16 protein-coding genes and 1 riboswitch are annotated in these 15,746 nt (G+C 62.6%); of the genes, 2 read left to right on the top strand and 14 right to left on the bottom strand.

Annotated elements, in window-relative coordinates; all coding sequences use genetic code 11:
* Positions 1-83: 83 nt before the first annotated feature.
* From JJ959_RS09625 to JJ959_RS09645, 5 genes are all read right to left on the bottom strand, one after another.
* Entirely contained in the window at positions 84-854 is a 771-nt protein-coding gene (locus tag JJ959_RS09625; protein WP_292882689.1) for an SDR family oxidoreductase, read from the bottom strand.
* Between the two features lie 7 nt (positions 855-861).
* Positions 862-1,803: a homoserine O-succinyltransferase gene (metA, locus tag JJ959_RS09630; protein ID WP_292882692.1), complete on the bottom strand. Its 942-nt coding sequence runs from the start codon at positions 1,801-1,803 to the stop codon at positions 862-864.
* 48 nt (positions 1,804-1,851) lie between these two features.
* A riboswitch (SAM-I-IV-variant riboswitch) is annotated at positions 1,852-1,958 on the bottom strand.
* Positions 1,959-2,021: 63 nt separating this feature from the next.
* Positions 2,022-2,618, bottom strand: coding sequence for a PAS domain-containing protein (locus tag JJ959_RS09635; protein ID WP_292882695.1), 597 nt, complete (start codon positions 2,616-2,618; stop codon positions 2,022-2,024).
* Positions 2,619-2,691: 73 nt separating this feature from the next.
* Entirely contained in the window at positions 2,692-3,537 is an 846-nt protein-coding gene (locus JJ959_RS09640; RefSeq protein ID WP_292882698.1) for an intradiol ring-cleavage dioxygenase, read from the bottom strand.
* A gap of 16 nt (positions 3,538-3,553) precedes the next feature.
* On the bottom strand, positions 3,554-4,765 hold the full coding sequence (locus JJ959_RS09645; RefSeq protein WP_292882701.1) for a flavin-dependent oxidoreductase: 1,212 nt from the start codon (positions 4,763-4,765) through the stop codon (positions 3,554-3,556).
* A 143-nt stretch (positions 4,766-4,908) separates the two neighbouring features.
* On the opposite strand from JJ959_RS09645, the gene JJ959_RS09650 reads away from it, so the two are divergent.
* Positions 4,909-5,799, top strand: coding sequence for a helix-turn-helix domain-containing protein (locus JJ959_RS09650; RefSeq protein WP_292882704.1), 891 nt, complete (start codon positions 4,909-4,911; stop codon positions 5,797-5,799).
* On the opposite strand, the gene JJ959_RS09655 is transcribed toward JJ959_RS09650, so the two are convergent.
* The 3 genes from JJ959_RS09655 to guaA form a co-directional block, all read right to left on the bottom strand.
* The gene (locus JJ959_RS09655; RefSeq protein WP_292882706.1) at positions 5,796-6,821 is read right to left on the bottom strand and encodes an acyltransferase; all 1,026 of its coding nucleotides are present in this window, start codon (positions 6,819-6,821) and stop codon (positions 5,796-5,798) included. The genes JJ959_RS09650 and JJ959_RS09655 overlap by 4 nt on opposite strands.
* Before the next feature lie 393 nt (positions 6,822-7,214).
* Entirely contained in the window at positions 7,215-7,646 is a 432-nt protein-coding gene (locus JJ959_RS09660; protein WP_292882708.1) for a GNAT family N-acetyltransferase, read from the bottom strand.
* 153 nt (positions 7,647-7,799) lie between these two features.
* Positions 7,800-9,350, bottom strand: coding sequence for a glutamine-hydrolyzing GMP synthase (gene guaA, locus JJ959_RS09665; protein ID WP_292882710.1), 1,551 nt, complete (start codon positions 9,348-9,350; stop codon positions 7,800-7,802).
* 296 nt (positions 9,351-9,646) lie between these two features.
* Between guaA and JJ959_RS09670 the strand changes: the two genes are divergently transcribed.
* On the top strand, positions 9,647-10,270 hold the full coding sequence (locus JJ959_RS09670) for a class I SAM-dependent methyltransferase (RefSeq protein WP_292882713.1): 624 nt from the start codon (positions 9,647-9,649) through the stop codon (positions 10,268-10,270).
* 13 nt (positions 10,271-10,283) lie between these two features.
* Here the strand turns inward: JJ959_RS09670 and JJ959_RS09675 are convergent, their stop codons facing one another.
* The 6 genes from JJ959_RS09675 to JJ959_RS09700 all read right to left on the bottom strand — a co-directional run bounded on the left by JJ959_RS09675 (position 10,284) and on the right by JJ959_RS09700 (position 15,676).
* A complete protein-coding gene (locus tag JJ959_RS09675) occupies positions 10,284-10,862 on the bottom strand; it encodes a GNAT family N-acetyltransferase (protein ID WP_292882715.1) in 579 nt (192 codons plus the stop codon).
* A 76-nt stretch (positions 10,863-10,938) separates the two neighbouring features.
* Positions 10,939-12,276 carry an RsmB/NOP family class I SAM-dependent RNA methyltransferase gene (locus JJ959_RS09680; protein WP_292882718.1) on the bottom strand — a complete coding sequence of 446 codons (1,338 nt, stop codon included), beginning with the start codon at positions 12,274-12,276 and terminating at the stop codon, positions 10,939-10,941.
* A gap of 48 nt (positions 12,277-12,324) precedes the next feature.
* On the bottom strand, positions 12,325-13,785 hold the full coding sequence (guaB, locus tag JJ959_RS09685) for an IMP dehydrogenase (RefSeq protein ID WP_292882721.1): 1,461 nt from the start codon (positions 13,783-13,785) through the stop codon (positions 12,325-12,327).
* A 122-nt stretch (positions 13,786-13,907) separates the two neighbouring features.
* On the bottom strand, positions 13,908-14,474 hold the full coding sequence (locus tag JJ959_RS09690; RefSeq protein WP_292882723.1) for an NAD(P)H-dependent oxidoreductase: 567 nt from the start codon (positions 14,472-14,474) through the stop codon (positions 13,908-13,910).
* Positions 14,475-14,565: 91 nt separating this feature from the next.
* Positions 14,566-14,979 carry a GNAT family N-acetyltransferase gene (locus tag JJ959_RS09695; protein ID WP_292882726.1) on the bottom strand — a complete coding sequence of 138 codons (414 nt, stop codon included), beginning with the start codon at positions 14,977-14,979 and terminating at the stop codon, positions 14,566-14,568.
* Complete coding sequence (locus tag JJ959_RS09700) at positions 14,960-15,676, bottom strand: RlmE family RNA methyltransferase (protein WP_366816963.1); 717 nt, start codon at positions 15,674-15,676, stop codon at positions 14,960-14,962. Before JJ959_RS09700 ends, JJ959_RS09695 begins: the two co-directional genes overlap by 20 nt.
* Positions 15,677-15,746: the final 70 nt, after the last annotated feature.

The raw sequence follows: 15,746 nt of genomic DNA on the forward strand, positions 1-15,746 counted from the left end.
GAGTTTTTCGGCCCGGGCTCCATCAAAAACAAATACCGGTATCTCATCGGGAACGGCCCAGGTCTTTCTCCGGCATTCGCCTGCTAGACGGCGCGGAAGCTCGGCAAACCGATCCCGGTCGCGTCGAAGCCGCCGTCGACGGCGAGATACTGGCCGTTGATGTAGCTCGCCCTGTCGCTGCAGAGGAAGAAGATCGCCTCAGCCAGTTCCTCTTCCAGCCCGTAACGGTTCAGCGGGATCGCGTCGTGATAGTCGGCACGGATGTCCGGCGTGTGGACCTTCTTCGCCATGGCGGTGTCCACCGGCCCCGGCGCGACGGCATTGACCCGGATCCCGAGATTGCCGAGTTCGGCGGCCTGCTGCTTGGTCAGGTGCAGCACCGCCGCCTTGCTGGTGCCGTAGGCGACACGGAGCAGACTTGCACGCAGGCCCGAGATCGAGGCGATGTTGACCACCGCGCCGCCGCCGGTCTTCAGCATCACCGGCGCCGCCGCGTTGGTGCAGAGGAACGGTCCGTTGAGATTGGTCGCCATGATCTCCGACCATTCCTCGAAGCTGGTCTCGAGCACCGGCTTGAACGTCGCGACGCCGGCATTGTTGACCAGCGCGTCCAGACGCCCGAAGGCGGCCTCCGTTTCCTCGACCGCACGCCGGACCTGCTGCGGGTCCGAGACATCGGCGAAGACCGGCATGGCCCCGTTTCGCTGCCCGAGATCCTCGACCGCCTGCTTCAGCGTGTCCGCATCGCGGTCGAGCATGGCCACGCGCCAGCCTTCGTCGAGGAACTTCCTGGCCGCGGCAAGTCCGATCCCCCGGGCCGCGCCGGTAATAAGGGCTACTTTCGACTCCGTCATCGCGCCCTCACCCGGCCTGGCGGCGATCGCGCGCCGTTCCGATCTCCGAGAGATCGAACGGCGTCGTCTGGTAGATCTCGTTGATCCAGTTGGCAAACAGCAGATGCGCGTGACTGCGCCAGCGGTTCAGCGGCGGGTGGGTCGGATCATCGTCGGTGAAGTAGCTGTGCGGAAGTTCCGGATTCATGCCACGCCCGACGTCGCGCTGGTACTCCTCGCCAAGCGAGTCCGAGTCATATTCGATGTGATTGAACATGTAGAGCGCGTGTTTGGCGCGGTCTTCCATCAGGCACGGCCCCATTTCCGGTGAGTCCATCAGGACCTGGATGCCGGCGGACGGCGGAACGTCGGCCACGCGCGTTTCCGTCCAGCGCGAGACCGGGATCGAGAAATCGTCCGAAAAGCCGCGCAGATAGCCCGAGGCCGGCGCCAGATTGCGGTGCCGGTAAACACCGAAGGCCTTCTTCGGCAGCTCGTGCTTCGGCACGCCGTGGAAATGGTGAAGCGCGGCCTGTGCCGCCCAGCAGATCATCAGGCTGGAATGCACGTGGGTCTGCGTCCAGTCGAAGATCTCGCAGAGTTCCGACCAGTAGGAGACCTCCTCGAAGGGCAGCCGCTCGACCGGCGCTCCGGTGACGACGAGGCCGTCGAACTTCCGCTCGCGAAGATCGCTCCACGGCTCGTAAAAGGAGATCATATGCTCCTGCGGCACGTTCTTCGGCACGTGATCGGTCATCTTGATCAGAGTCAGCTCGACCTGGAGCGGGCTTGCGCCGAGCAGTCGTGCGATCTGGGTCTCGGTGCGGATCTTGTTGGGCATCAGATTGAGAAGCCCGATCTGAAGCGGCCGGATATCCTGACGCACAGCGTCCGCCTCGCGCATGACCATGACACCCTCGGCCTCGAGTGCGGCGAAAGCGGGGAGGTCATTCGGAATCCTGATCGGCATGTGCAAACCCTCTGCAGTTACTGGCATCAAGCAGAGCGGACATTTTGCCGGGACCCGTTTGGTTGCCGGTCTGGCCACATCCTCCGCGACAGGAGCGCCACCTTGCTCGGGGAGCAGGTTGGCGTTGAGCGTCCGCCCAACTCTTGATGTCCGGGTCTGTCTACTTGATACGGAGCCGGTTGGCAATTCCCTCCGCACAAGGCGGAGCCTTGAGGCGATCAGGACGCCAGACGCGGCAAAGAAACCGGCGGGATCGGCTCCGGCAGCAGCGCGAGATCGGGCACACCGGCACCGATATCGACGAACCGGTTGTCGTCCCCGACCGGGTTCTTCTCGGGGTCGAGTTGGGGAAACTGCATGGACACGTTCCGCATCGGCTGGCGGATCGTGAAGAGCTGCACCGGGGCGCCAGGCGCATTCGCGAATACCGGTAGACAGAGATATTCGGACACGGCGTCCTCGCCGACGCTGTATCTGAAATTGGCGCGGAAAGTGATCCCGCAGGGCTGCACCGCCATCGCCTCGTTGACCCTGGACCGGGCAGGCCAGTCCTCCGGCCGGGAAAGCTCCTTCAGCGTGGTCCCGGTCAGCTCGCGGCCGCGGGCCTCGTTGATCTGCGTGCCGACCAGACGAAAAACCTGCTCCTCGCGCGACCGGATCTCGAGCACGCTCAGCAACGAAAGCCAGCAGGCGATCTCCTCAAGACGGATGTCGGCCCGCTTCGGCGCGACAGCCGATCCGCGCCATCGGTTCCACGCTTCGGCAAAGTCGCGGCAACAGGGCGTTTCCAAAATCGACAGCAAGGGTTCGGACATCAGGCCATCCACAAGACACACCCCCACCGGCGCGCGATGGAAGCGGGAACGCCGATCTTTTAGCCTGCAATGGTTAACGATTGGCTAGCCGGGTCAGAACGAAGTCGTAGCGCGAACGCCAGAGCGTATCGCCATCGATCCGCTCGAACGGCGCGACCAGGCTTTCCTTGACGCCGAAGACCGCGTCGGAGGTCAGATAGGGATCGCCCTCCACGAAGGTGTGCGTGACGAGTTTCTCGAAGCCCGGCGCGGTGATCAGGAAATGCATGTGCGCCGGGCGCCAGGCATGGCGCCCGAGCGCCTTCAGCATATCGCCGACCGGCCCGTCTTCCGGGATCGGATAGGAGACCGGCTTGATGCCGGTGAAATTGTAGGCGCCGTCGGGACCGGTCACGAAGATACCCCGGTTGTTCCATTTCGGCTGTTCGTCAGGTTGTTGCACGGAATAGAACCCGTCGGCGTTGTCGGACCAGACATCGATCCGCGCGCCCTCGATGGGGTTTCCTTCCAGATCGAGGATCCGGCCTTCGAAACGGCAACTCTCGCCCTTACCGTCCAGCGAGATCGTATCGCCCATCTCGCGGACCGGGGCCCCGGCGACATGGAACGGCCCGAAGACGGTGTTCTCCGTCGCGCCGGCGGGACGGCGATTGTTGATCGCGTCGACCAGCATGGAGAAACCGAGCACGTCGGAAAGGAGGATGAACTCCTGGCGTTCTCCGGAGCATTTCTGTCCGGTCGCGGTCAGAAAGGCGATCGCCTGCTCCCATTCCTCCTGGGTGAGACCTGTCTCTTTCGCGAAGGCGTGCAGGTGCTTCACGAGCGACGTCATGAGTTCCGCCACGCGCGGGTTCGCGGTGCCTGCCATCCGCCCGTTGACCACGTCGGCGGAAGAGTCCTCGGTGAAATATCCGCTCATGTCCGTCTCCTTCATCTCACCCGCCCTGCTTGCGGAAGCCCGCGGTGTTCCGGTAGCCGGCAGCGACCTCCTCGAGTTCCTCCGCCGAGATCAAATCCTCGATCCTGTCCCCGGGCCCCTTCACGCGGGCGGCCGCGATGTCGAGGACACGCTCGGGGCCGGACCGCCGGTTCGCCAGAACGATCTCCGCCGTCGCCGGTCGCCGCGCGGCCTCGTAGGCGAGCAGGCCTTCCGGTCCCGGCATATCGGCCAGCGTATCGGCAAGAACCCGGCCGTCAATGATCGCCTGGGACGCCCCATTCGCGCCGATCGGATACATCGGATGCGCCGCATCGCCGAGCAGGGTCACGCGGCCGTCGGTCCAGAAATCGACCGGATCGCGATCCACCATCGGAAACTCGGTGATCGTCCCGGTCGCTTCCATCAGGCTGACGATGTTCATGTCCCGCATCATGAATTCCCTGAAGGACTCGATGAATTCCCGCGTCCCCTCGCGGGTCCAGTCCGCATCCTCGATATCGCGGGGTCGGTCGCGGCGCAGCTCGGCGACCCAGTTTGTCAGTGCCCTTCCGCCCCGCCGCGCCCGCTCGCTGATCGGATAGGTGACGAACTTCATGTCGTGATCGCCGGCGATAACCATCGTGCGGCCGTCGGCGATCACGTCGGACTCGACAGCGCCGCGCCACATCATCGTGCCCTCGTAATGCAGCGGCCCCTCGTCCGGATGGATCTGCCGCCGGACGGCGGAATGCAGGCCATCGGCGCCGATCAGAAGGTCGCATTCCAGACGGCCTCCCTCAGCGGTGTAAACCGTCACGCTCTCTTCGCTCTGACTGAAACGCTGCACCGCCTTGCCGGCGAGAACCGCATCCTTGCCGAGCCTCTCCCGCACCGTTTCAAGCAGCAGGAACTGCAGCTCGCCACGGTGGATGGAATATTGCGGCGCCGCGAACCCGGCCTCGACGTTGCGCGGGTCGCTCTGGATCACATGGCCGAAGCGCGTGCGATATTCGATGCAGCGGGTCCGTATGGCGATCTCGCCCAGCGCTTCGGCAAGACCGAGGCCGTGCAGCACCGCGGAGGCATGGGGCATCAGGTTGATCCCGACGCCGAGAGGCCGAAGCTCTTCGACCGCCTCCAGAACGCGGACGGGGAAGCCTTTTTCATGCAGGCAGAGCGCCGCCGTCAGCCCGCCGATCCCTGCGCCTGCGATGAGAATTCGCGTCACTTAAGCCTCCCGTTTCAATTTCCGACTTCGGATCGAGCGATCAGAAGTGGAATTTTCCTTAGAGTTTCGGGCGCGATTCGTATGCGATCAAGTCATCGTCATGATAAAAACTTGCACAAATCGAACATCGGAAGGTGACGCAGATGGCCGAGGCCGGACCGGACCATGAACGATATGTCCTCGGCATGCCGTCCGACCATGTCGGCCTGCTGAATTGCGAGCGGATCGCCGATCGCCGCCATATCCACGTCTGGACCGTCGAGCCGCATTATCATGACGGGCTGGCACAGCTTTTCCTCTTCGCCGGCGGAAGGGTCACCGGACGGATCGACGGAGAGCGGCGGACGATCGAGGCCCCGGCGCTGCTCTGGATGCCCGCCCTCTGCCGCCACGGCTTCGACTACGAGCCCGGCATGCTTGGCTGGGTGATCACCATCCCAAGTGCGGACGTCACGCGCCTCGCCGGCGGACAGGCCCGGTTGCTGGACCGGGTCCGGCAGCCGCAGGTCATATCCGGACCCGCCCATTCGGAGCGGCTCAAGGAAGCGGAGCAACTGGTCCGCCGGATCGAGCTGGAGCACGGACGGAACGGCGAGGAACAGAACATGGTGCTTGAGGCCCTGTTCAGCTTGCTGCTGGTCTGCCTCTGCCGGACCGATCCGACGCCCTCCGCCCCGGCGCCCGGCCCGCGTGATCGTCAGCACGATCTGGTCCGGCGCTTCCGCGAGCTGGTGGAGGGAAATTTCCGGACCGTTCGCTCGGTCGCCGGTTTCGCCGCCATGCTCGCGATCACGCCGACCCACCTCACCCGCACGGTCAAAGCGGTGACCGGGCAAACGGCGGGCGCGATCATCCAGGACAGGATCCTGCTGGAAGCGAAGCGTCGACTGGTGTTCAGCGACCAGCCAGTCGCCGAAATCGCCTACGATCTCGACTTCTCCTCGCCCTCCTATTTCTCCCGTTTCTTCACCGCGCGGGCGGGCGCCGCCCCGCTCGTCTACCGGCAGCAGGCGCGGCGCGCCGAGGCGTCCTAACCAGCTTCGGCGAGCCTGTAGTGCGATGAGCGGCGGAGAAATCCTTTCTCGACAAATCGCCAGGAGAGAAACGCCATCGTCAGGGTAACGAGCACCGAAACCGCGAGGCCGAGAGATGGACTTGTCCTGAAAAGGCCCAGATGCGTTACCAGCTGCAGGGTCGGGAAATGGAACAGATAGACACCGTAGGAGAGGTCGCCGAGGCGGCCAACTCCGAGCGAGAGACCCGGCACCTGCGAGAGGCCGATGACGAAGAGCGGGTAGGCTAGCATGTTCAGCATGCCTGAGGCCGGCGCCGGAACGCTCAGCAGGAGGTAGATGGCACTGATAGCGAGTGCCGCGAACAGGGTTCTCCGCCCGACATCGGCGACGGCAAGAAAGCTGCCAATTGCGAAATATGGCAGCTGCCCCGGAAACTGCCGGGCGATCGCGGCGCCCGCCGGGTGGTCGAAGCCGTAAGTGAAATAGCCGTACCAAGCGACACCGAGAGCCAGCGCCGCCAGCAGCCCACCTAAATGTCCTATCCGCCGGTAGAGCAGGAACAGGACCGGCAGCACGCAATAGAGCATGAGCTCGATCTTGATCGTCCAGAGTGCCCCGTTCACCGCCATGACGGGGTTGCCCGCGAACACCCCCGGAAGCGTCGGCTGGAGGAAATTCAGGAAGGCCAGATTCGCGCCGAGATAACGGTAGGTCGCGAGGTCGGTCAGGAAGGCCGCAACCCCGAGATCGCTCGCGAAGAGCCCGACGAGGAAACAATAGAGAATGGCGAGCGCATAGGCCGGAACGATCCGGCGCAGGCGCTTCTCGAAATATTCAAAGGTAGTCCGGCTGGAGAGAAAGCTCCGGGAGACCAGGTAGCCGCTGATCGCGAAGAATCCCTTCACGGCGAAATCGGCGTCGAACCAGTCCGCCATCCACGCCAGATCCGCAGCGCTGGAGAGCTCATGCGCATGCGCGAAGAGGACGATGCATGCCAGCGCCAGCCGGATCTCGTCGAAACAGTTCCGCTCCGTGGGCATACGGCCCCTACGCAATGGAGACGGAGAGCGAAACGATCGTGACGGTCATGTCACTCAACCGCAACCCGAGAACAAGCAATTGATTTCAAATATGCTTTTTTCACTTCCAAACTTCTTTCCGGTTTTCTACACCATTTCGCACGCGCATCGCAGCCAACACATCGCTTCATTGTCTACAAATTGGCAATCCAGCAATGCAAAATCCACCAATCATGAAATACTTACCGCACGCAAAGAGACTCTCTATCGAATAGAATAAAATATTTTGATCTACAAATGCACATTCCAAACACCCTCAAAATCAAATTACAATCCAATCACCATCAAATAAATCCAACATCAACAAGAATGTGAATTACTCAAATATCAGAAAATAAAAATAATAAATTATAATTATTTTATAATCCTCTGCATAACCAAACCGCTTATTTCATAATTACATTTTCTATAAAACTCCACATTATGCTCCTGGCATTGAAGAGCGACTTTGTGGCAGCCATTCGCTTTCGCAATGTCAAACAACGCACCCAATATAGTCTTACCTATGCCTTTCTTTCGATAACCCGGATGCGAAACGATATCTTCAACATGCCCCATCGTCCCGCCTCTAATTTTTGTTTCAAACACAACGGAACCATATCCCACAATCTTTTCACCAATAGTTGCGACTATTGAATAAACATGGGTCTGCTGGCACAATTTTTCCCATATGTGAGGGTAATCACTTTCTGACGGCTTGAATTCTGACATCGACTGCAAAAGCTCAATCACATCAGCCATATCGGCTTGCTCAAGCTTTCTTATCGAAATGCTTTCTTCACCCATAATTCAATCCATCTATATTCAGACAATAGTCTCTGAGGCTTCTAACTCTCCAACATTGCAGATAAGAAGCAAGTTGCGGCAAAAAAAACGGGCCGGCCCGCAACTACTTTCTGTTTTTTATTTCTTGTACATCAAACACTTGAGAGCAATGAATTATTCCCACTCGATGGTTCCCGGGGGCTTCGAGGTGATGTCGTAGGTCACCCGGTTGATACCCTTGCACTCGTTGATGATCCGGGTGGAGACCCGGCTCAGGAACTCGTGGTCGAAGTGGTAATAGTCCGCCGTCATGCCGTCGGTCGAGGTGACGGCGCGGAGCGCGCAGGCATAGTCGTAGGTCCGGTGGTCGCCCATCACGCCGACGGTGCGCACCGGCAGCAGGACCGCGAAGGCCTGCCAGATCGCGTCGTAGAGGCCCGCATTGCGGATCTCTTCCAGATAGATCGCGTCCGCCTTGCGCAGGATGTCGAGCTTCTCGCGGGTGATGTCGCTGCCGGGAATGCGGATCGCGAGGCCGGGGCCCGGGAACGGGTGACGACCGACGAGGCTTTCCGGCAGGCCGAGCTCGCGGCCGAGCTCGCGTACCTCATCCTTGAAGAGTTCGCGCAGCGGCTCGACCAGCTTCAGGTTCATCCGCTCCGGCAGGCCGCCGACATTGTGGTGGCTCTTGATCGTGACGCTCGGGCCGCCGGTGAAGGAGACGCTCTCGATCACGTCCGGATAGAGCGTGCCCTGGGCAAGGAACTGGGCGCCCTCGATCTTGTTCGCCTCTTCCTGGAAGACGTCGATGAAGAGCCTGCCGATGGTCTTGCGCTTCACCTCGGGGTCGGTCTGTCCGGCGAGTTCGCCGAGGAAGAGATCGCTCGCGTCCTTGTGGATCAGCGGAATGTTGTAATGGTCGCCGAAGAGCCGCACGACTTCTTCGGCCTCGCCCTGCCGCAGGAGGCCGTGATCGACGAAGACGCAGGTCAGCTGGTCGCCGATCGCCTCATGGATCAGCACCGCCGCGACGGAACTGTCGACACCGCCGGAGAGACCGCAGATCACCTTGCCGTCGCCGACCTGCTCGCGGATCTGCCGGATCGCCTGTTCCTTGAACGCCTCCATGGTCCAGTCGCCGGCGCAGCCCGCGACCTTGTGGACGAAGTTGGAAAGCAGCGCGGCGCCGTGCGGCGTGTGCACCACTTCGGGATGGAACATGGTGGCATAATAGCGGCGCTTGTCGTCGGCGATCACGGCGAAGGGCGCACCCTCGCTGGAGGCGACGACCCGGAAGCCGTCCGGCAGCTCGATCACCCGGTCGCCGTGGCTCATCCAGACCTGCTCGCTGGCGCCGACCTCCCAGACCCCGTCGAAGAGGATGCAATTGTCGGTCACGTTGACGAAGGCGCGGCCGAATTCGCGATGGTCAGAGGTCTCCACCCGGCCACCCAGCTGATGGCAGAGGGTCTGCTGACCGTAGCAGATGCCGAGGATCGGAAGCCCGCTCTCAAACACAAGTTCCGGTGCCCGCGGCGTCGCCTCGCCGATCACCGAGGCGGGGCCGCCGGAAAGGATGAAGGCCTTTGCCCCGAACTCCCTGATCTTCTCGACCGGCGTGTTGAAGGGCATGATTTCGCAATAGACACCGGCTTCACGCACGCGGCGCGCGATCAGCTGGGTCACCTGACTGCCGAAATCGAGAATGAGAATACGATCGGTCATCGGGCACCATTTGGCTCGGCGGGAGAGAAGCGCAGGAAACTACCCGATGCGCTGCACTGCGGCAAGGCTGGTGACCGCGTACATTACGGAGGCGTCGCTCCCCCGGAGAAATGTGTCCCCTTCGGCGGACCCTGGCGCTCCGAATCGCTCGCATGACCGCGAGAACCGCGGAGCAAAAAATGGTTGTCGAAATGCTCTGTTTACCCGCAAGTAGAGAAAGTCATTTGGGTATTTGGACGACATGGTTTCTTGCCCCCCGAACACGTCGGACGGCGGAACGAGACTCAGGAAAAGACATGCTGCAAAAAGCTGCACCCGAATTTACGACCGACTGGTTCCAAATCTCCAGATCGGTCTGGGAATCTCTCATCCCCCGAAGAAAACCGGCAAGAATTCTTGAGATCGGCTCTTATGAAGGGGCAAGCGCCTGTTTCGTCGTCCAGAAACTCGCGAACGAACAGCAGATCGAGATCCATTGCATCGACACCTGGGAAGGCAGTGTCGAAACGAAAGAGCGCGACATGGGCGCCGTCGAGCGCCGTTTCGATATGAATATGGCGATCGTGACCGAAGCCGCCACTCATGAGGTGAAGCTGACGAAACACAAGGGCAGATCGGATCTCGTCCTCTCCCGCCTTCTGGCGGAGGGCTATGCCGGCTATTTCGACCTGGTCTATGTCGACGGCTCGCACCAGGCTCCGGACGTGCTGTGCGACGCGGTGCTCGGTTTCCGGCTTTGCCGGACCGGCGGCGTCATGGTCTTCGACGACTATCTGTGGCGGGACCCGTCCGACCCTGCGAAAAACGTCATGCGGACGCCAAAGCCGGCCATCGATGCCTTCACGAACATCTACAGCGACAAGATCAGGTTCTTCTCCGCCGCGCTCTATCAGGTCTATCTGGAAAAACTCTCGGACTGAGCAGCAATCGCGCTCACCCCACGGCGCCGGCCAGCCGGTCCTGCAAGGCCCGGATATCGGGCCACCGGTAGACCGTCTCTTCCGCCGTCACACCCATGACGGTGCATTCCATCGGCAGGTCCGCCGATCCGTCGAGCTTCTCATAGAAAGCGACGCCCGACCGGTTGGCGCTCAGGACGGTGAGGAGGAGCGAGCCGAAACCCTCCCCGGCGAGGCTGTCCACGACACGTCCCATCATTGCCGTTCCAACGCCGAGCCCCTGAAAGCTCGGATCGACGTAGAGCACGTAGATTTCGGCGATCTCTCCGACCTCGTTTCCCGCCGCCTTTATGTCCTGACGCCGCGGGCCGCCCTGGCAGAAGCCGACGATACGGCCCTGCCATTCGGCGATCTGGAAAAAGCCCGGCACACTGTTCTTGGCGATCGCGTTCGACCATTGCGCGGCGGAACGGACAGCGCGCATCTCCAGCAGAACACGGTCAGGGAGAATACCGACATACGCGTCCTGCCACGTCTCGACCTGCACCTTGCCGACCGCCGAAGCGTCCTTCGCCTCGGCGGGGCGGATCTTGATATCTCGCGGATCCGGCATGGCTTTCCCTTCGGAGTTCTAAACTCCTCCGGGAATCATAGTGAAGACCGCTGCGGGTTCAATGCCGAATAAGCACTCAGCTTTCGGCCGACCGCTCAAGGATCTGGACGAAAAAACCATCCGTGTTGTGGCGATGGGGCGTGAGCCGCAGGTGCGTGCCCTCCACCGGGCAGGCGCCGCCGCCAAGAGCGACGACGGTCTCGTTCCACACCGTGGCGATGTCGAGGCTGCGGAACTCGTCGCCGCGCTCCACCAGGAAGGCGTCGACGATCGCCTCGTTCTCTTCCGGCAGCAGCGAGCAGGTGACGTAGGCGAGCCGGCCTCCCGGCTTCACCAACCGCGCGCCGCGCTGCAGGATGACCGCCTGCAGCTTCGTCAGCTCCGCCAGATCCTCTTCCGAGTAGCGCCAGCGCGCATCGGGATTGCGCCGCCAGGTTCCGGTGCCTGAGCAGGGAGCGTCGACCATGACCCGGTCGAACTTGCCGGCAAGACGCTTCACGCGCCGGTCGCTGCCTTCCGCCAGTTCGTGCCGCTCGACATTGTGCAGACCCGCACGGCGGGTGCGGACGCCGCAACGCTCGAGCCGGCCTTTGGAGGTATCGAGCGCGAGTACGCGGCCCTTGTTCTCCATCAGACCTGCCATGACCAGCGTCTTGCCGCCGGCCCCGGCGCAATAGTCCGCGATCTGCATGCCCGGCGCGGCACCGAGCAGAAGGGCGGCGATCTGCGCCCCCTCGTCCTGCACTTCGATCAGCCCCTCCTTGAACAGCTTCAGCCCGTCGATCGGCTTGCGGTCCGCTGAGCGGAGGCCGAAGGGCGAATACGGGGTCGGCTCAGTGATCAGGTCCTGCTTGGCAAGCGCCTCGCGAACAGAGTTCCGGTCGGCCTTGTGCAACGGATTGATGCGGAGATCGAAAGGCGCTTCCGTGCCCATCGCCGTCAGCGCGTCCGCCCGCTCGTCGCCGAGAACCGGTTCGAGGCGGCGATAGACCCATTCCGGGGTTTCCAGACGCACGGATGCCGGCATCGCCTCGTCGCCGTCGAGCGTCTTGTCCCTCAACGCGGAGAAAGCCCGGTTCTCGATTTCGCCGAGAACGGCCGGAGAATGCTTTTCGCCGGAGAATAGTTCCTGCACCGCCTTGCCGGTCAACTCGTCCGTCAGCACCAGGTCTGCCATGACCCGAAGCCGGGCCGTCGGCCGTTCCACGACACCGGTGCGCTCGAGATGCCAGTCAATCCGGGCCCGGCGGCGCAGAATGCCGTAGACACGGTCGCGGATCGCATGGCGGTCCTTCGAACCGGCATAGCGGCGCTGACGGAAATAGCCTTCGAGCACCCGGTCGACCGGGCGCGGATCCGCTTCGGCTTCTTCGAGAATCTCGATCGCGGCGAGAAGGCGGGCCGCAGGGATCATGGACAGTGCTTTCCAAAGTTCCCGGGGCGCCGATGGCGCCCCTGGAGGTTACATGCTCGGCCGGTAGTTCGGCGCTTCGCGGGTGATGGTCACGTCGTGGACATGGCTTTCGCGCAGCCCCGCGTTGCTGATGCGGAGGAACTTGCAGTTCGACTGCATGTCCTTGACCGTCGCGTTCCCGGTATAGCCCATCGCCGCCCGCAGGCCGCCGATCAGCTGATGCACCACGGCTCCGACCGGCCCCTTGTAAGGCACCTGGCCCTCGATCCCTTCCGGAACGAGTTTCAGATTATCGGAGACTTCCGCCTGGAAATACCGGTCGGCGGAACCGCGCGCCATGGCGCCGAGAGAGCCCATGCCGCGATAGGCCTTATAGGACCGGCCCTGGTAGAGATAGACCTCGCCCGGGCTTTCGTCCGTGCCGGCGAAGAGCGAGCCGATCATGGCGCAGTCGGCACCCGCCGCGATCGCCTTGGCGAGATCGCCGGAATATTTGATGCCGCCGTCCGAGATCACCGGCACGCCGGCCTTGTGGCAGGCTTCCAGCGCCCCCGTGATGGCGGTCAGCTGCGGCACGCCAACGCCGGCGACCATGCGGGTGGTGCAGATCGAGCCCGGGCCGATACCGACCTTGACCGCATCCGCGCCGGCATCGATCAGCGCCTGCGCGCCGTCGCGGGTGGCGACATTGCCGGCAATGATCTGGGTGCGGTTGCTGAGCTTGCGGATCTCGTCGACGGAGTTGAGCACGCCCTGGGAGTGGCCGTGCGCGGTGTCGACGACGATGATGTCGACCTCGGCGTCGATCAGCGCCTCGGCACGGGCGATGCCGTCCTTGCCGGTACCGGTCGCCGCGGCGGCGCGAAGGCGCCCCTTCTCGTCCTTGCAGGCGTTCGGATGGCTCTGCGCCTTGTCCATGTCCTTGACGGTGATCAGGCCGATGCACTTGTGATCGCCGTCCACCACCAGCAGCTTCTCGATCCTGTGCTTGTGCAGCAATGCGCGGGCTTCTTCAGGCGTGACGTCCTCGCCCACCGTGATCACCTTCTTGGTCATCAGGTCTTTCACCGGCTGCGTCAGCTCTTTCGCGAAGCGCACGTCGCGGTGGGTCAGGATGCCGACCAACTTGCCGGTCTTCGACCTGACCACCGGAATGCCGCTGATCTTGAAGCGGGACATCAGCGCCATCGCGTCCGCGAGGCTCTGCTCCGGGGCGATCGTGACCGGGTTCACCACCATACCGGCCTCGAACTTCTTCACCGCGCGAACTTCGTCGGCCTGCCGGGATGCGTCCATGTTCTTGTGAATGACCCCGAGACCGCCGAGCTGCGCCATGGCAATGGCGAGCTGGCTTTCCGTCACGGTATCCATCGCCGCGGAAATCACGGGAATACCGAGACGAATGGTGCGGGTCAGCTGCGTAGACGTGTCGACCTGGGTCGGGAGAACCGAGGAAAGGGCTGGTTCGAGAAGGACGTCGTCGAAGGTCAGAGCTTCGCGGATATCCATGGTGCCTCCGAATGCTGCGGTGGCACGGCCCTATAACACCGCCCCCCCAGACTGCCAAGTACGAAGTGCCGAAGCATCCGTGAAGATTGTGCAAAGCTGCCATGCAGCCGCATTCGCCGATCCTATCCGGCGGCGGCGACCAGTCTTGCCGTCAGGGAATCGAGTCCGCGCTGTGCCGTCTCGTCCGCGAGGTTCCCGTCGGCAGCGAAGGCGCTGCCCGCTCCCGGCACCGTGACAAAGCCCTGCACCGGGATACAGCCGAGTTCACAGAGACAGTCGCGCAACCGCGGGATCACCCGGACTCCGCCGAGCCGTCCCGGAGAGGCGGCCATGATCGCAACATGCTTGGATTTCAGGACGTCTTCCGGACCGCCCTTGTCCGACTTGCGGGAAACCCAGCTGAACGTGTTCACCAGCAGCGGCGGCACGAAGCCGTTATATTCCGGCGTCGCAATCAGCAGTCCGTCATGGTCGGCGATCATCTGCTTTAGAGTGAGGATATTCTCGGGTACCCCGTGCGCGTCCTCGTCGTCTCCGTGATAGATCGGCGCCGGATAATCGTTGAGATCGATAAGCGTCGCCGAGCCGCCGGCCCGCCGCACGGCTTCCGCACCGGCAGCCGCCAGCCTCTTGTTCAGGGAGTTTTCGCGCGCACTGCCCGCGAAAACTAGGATCTTCGCATTGCTCATGGAGGAGTCCTTGCCGGGTTTGAAGAAATGGAACCGGATGGATCGGCCGGATTGAGGAGTTAGAGATGTGGCGTTCAGGCCTCAAGGCAACTCAGATATCCCGGGAAAGGTAGAAGCGGCTGTTGCCGCTCGGATAATCGAGTGTGCCGAAGACGGAGAATCCGAGCGCCTCATAGAAGGCGCGGGCCTGGAAATCGTAGGTATCGAGCATGATCTTGCCGGCCTGCAGATCCCGCCCCTTCTCCACGACCGTTTCGACAAGGCGCCGCCCCCAACCGTTTCCGCGCAGGTCGTTGTCCAGCCAGATCGTCGACACCTCGACAATCCCGAGATTGACGCGCGCGCCCGCGCCGCCGCGCAGTTTGCCGTCCGCGTCACGGATCTCGACCGTGAAATAGCGGCTGTTCCAGTCGGAGCGCTCGCGGTTGAACGCGACCAGGCGCTGGTCAATTTCGTAGAGACCGTCTGTCTGACCGTCGATGACGTTAAACGTCAGCTCCGTCATCCCCGTTCTCCGTATCCCCGTCTTCCCCCTGCTCGTTCTCCGGCAGTCCCCTGAAGCCCGTGCACACGACATAGGCTTCCGGCGATTCCGGCCGGCTCGCGGCGGGCTTGGCATGGCGCACGGTGCGAAACGCGAGTTTCATGCGCCGGAGCATTTCCTGCTCGCTGCCGCCCTTGAAGACCTTGGCGACGAAGGTTCCGCCCTCATCCAGCACTTCTATGGCAAATTCCAGCGCCGCCTCGCAGAGGGCCGCGGTCCGCAGATGATCGGTCGGGGCGTGTCCGGTGGTCGACGCCGCCATGTCGCTCAGCACCACATCGACCGGCCCTTCCATTCGTTCGCGCAAGGCAGCCAGACCCTCGTCGGTCATGAAATCGCCCTGGAACAGGTCCGCCCCGGGAACCGGCTCCATCTCCAGAAGGTCGATCCCGACGACCGTACCTCTATCCTTGTCGGCCCCGACGGCCGCGACCGCGATCTGGGTCCAGCCTCCGGGCGCGGCACCGAGATCGACGACTTTCGCGCCGGGCTTCAGGAAATGGAACTTCTCGTCCAGCTGCAGCAGTTTGAAGGCCGCGCGGGAGCGGTAGCCGAGCTTTTGCGCCTCGGCCACATAAGGATCGTTGAGCTGACGCCGGAGCCAGCGTTGCGAAGAAGGTTTGTGCCGGCGCGCATTCTTGAGCTCGACACTGGTCATCCGGGACCCAGAGCCGCGCCCGCCGCGCCGTCCGCCGCGTTTGCTTGTCATGGGCGCCTAAGTGCGCCGG

The organism is Nisaea sp. (assembly GCF_017640745.1).
Classification (GTDB): Bacteria; Pseudomonadota; Alphaproteobacteria; order Thalassobaculales; family Thalassobaculaceae; genus Nisaea.

What these genes read in the sequence shown, in the direction of transcription:
- JJ959_RS09625 (WP_292882689.1), bottom strand. Translation starts at nt 854, where the DNA reads ATGACGGAGTCGAAAGTAGCCCTTATTACCGGCGCGGCCCGGGGGATC.
- metA (WP_292882692.1), bottom strand. Translation starts at nt 1,803, where the DNA reads ATGCCGATCAGGATTCCGAATGACCTCCCCGCTTTCGCCGCACTCGAG.
- JJ959_RS09635 (WP_292882695.1), bottom strand. Translation starts at nt 2,618, where the DNA reads ATGTCCGAACCCTTGCTGTCGATTTTGGAAACGCCCTGTTGCCGCGAC.
- JJ959_RS09640 (WP_292882698.1), bottom strand. Translation starts at nt 3,537, where the DNA reads ATGAGCGGATATTTCACCGAGGACTCTTCCGCCGACGTGGTCAACGGG.
- JJ959_RS09650 (WP_292882704.1), top strand. Translation starts at nt 4,909, where the DNA reads ATGGCCGAGGCCGGACCGGACCATGAACGATATGTCCTCGGCATGCCG.
- JJ959_RS09655 (WP_292882706.1), bottom strand. Translation starts at nt 6,821, where the DNA reads ATGCCCACGGAGCGGAACTGTTTCGACGAGATCCGGCTGGCGCTGGCA.
- JJ959_RS09660 (WP_292882708.1), bottom strand. Translation starts at nt 7,646, where the DNA reads ATGGGTGAAGAAAGCATTTCGATAAGAAAGCTTGAGCAAGCCGATATG.
- guaA (WP_292882710.1), bottom strand. Translation starts at nt 9,350, where the DNA reads ATGACCGATCGTATTCTCATTCTCGATTTCGGCAGTCAGGTGACCCAG.
- JJ959_RS09670 (WP_292882713.1), top strand. Translation starts at nt 9,647, where the DNA reads ATGCTGCAAAAAGCTGCACCCGAATTTACGACCGACTGGTTCCAAATC.
- JJ959_RS09675 (WP_292882715.1), bottom strand. Translation starts at nt 10,862, where the DNA reads ATGCCGGATCCGCGAGATATCAAGATCCGCCCCGCCGAGGCGAAGGAC.
- JJ959_RS09680 (WP_292882718.1), bottom strand. Translation starts at nt 12,276, where the DNA reads ATGATCCCTGCGGCCCGCCTTCTCGCCGCGATCGAGATTCTCGAAGAA.
- guaB (WP_292882721.1), bottom strand. Translation starts at nt 13,785, where the DNA reads ATGGATATCCGCGAAGCTCTGACCTTCGACGACGTCCTTCTCGAACCA.
- JJ959_RS09690 (WP_292882723.1), bottom strand. Translation starts at nt 14,474, where the DNA reads ATGAGCAATGCGAAGATCCTAGTTTTCGCGGGCAGTGCGCGCGAAAAC.
- JJ959_RS09695 (WP_292882726.1), bottom strand. Translation starts at nt 14,979, where the DNA reads ATGACGGAGCTGACGTTTAACGTCATCGACGGTCAGACAGACGGTCTC.
- JJ959_RS09700 (WP_366816963.1), bottom strand. Translation starts at nt 15,676, where the DNA reads ATGACCAGTGTCGAGCTCAAGAATGCGCGCCGGCACAAACCTTCTTCG.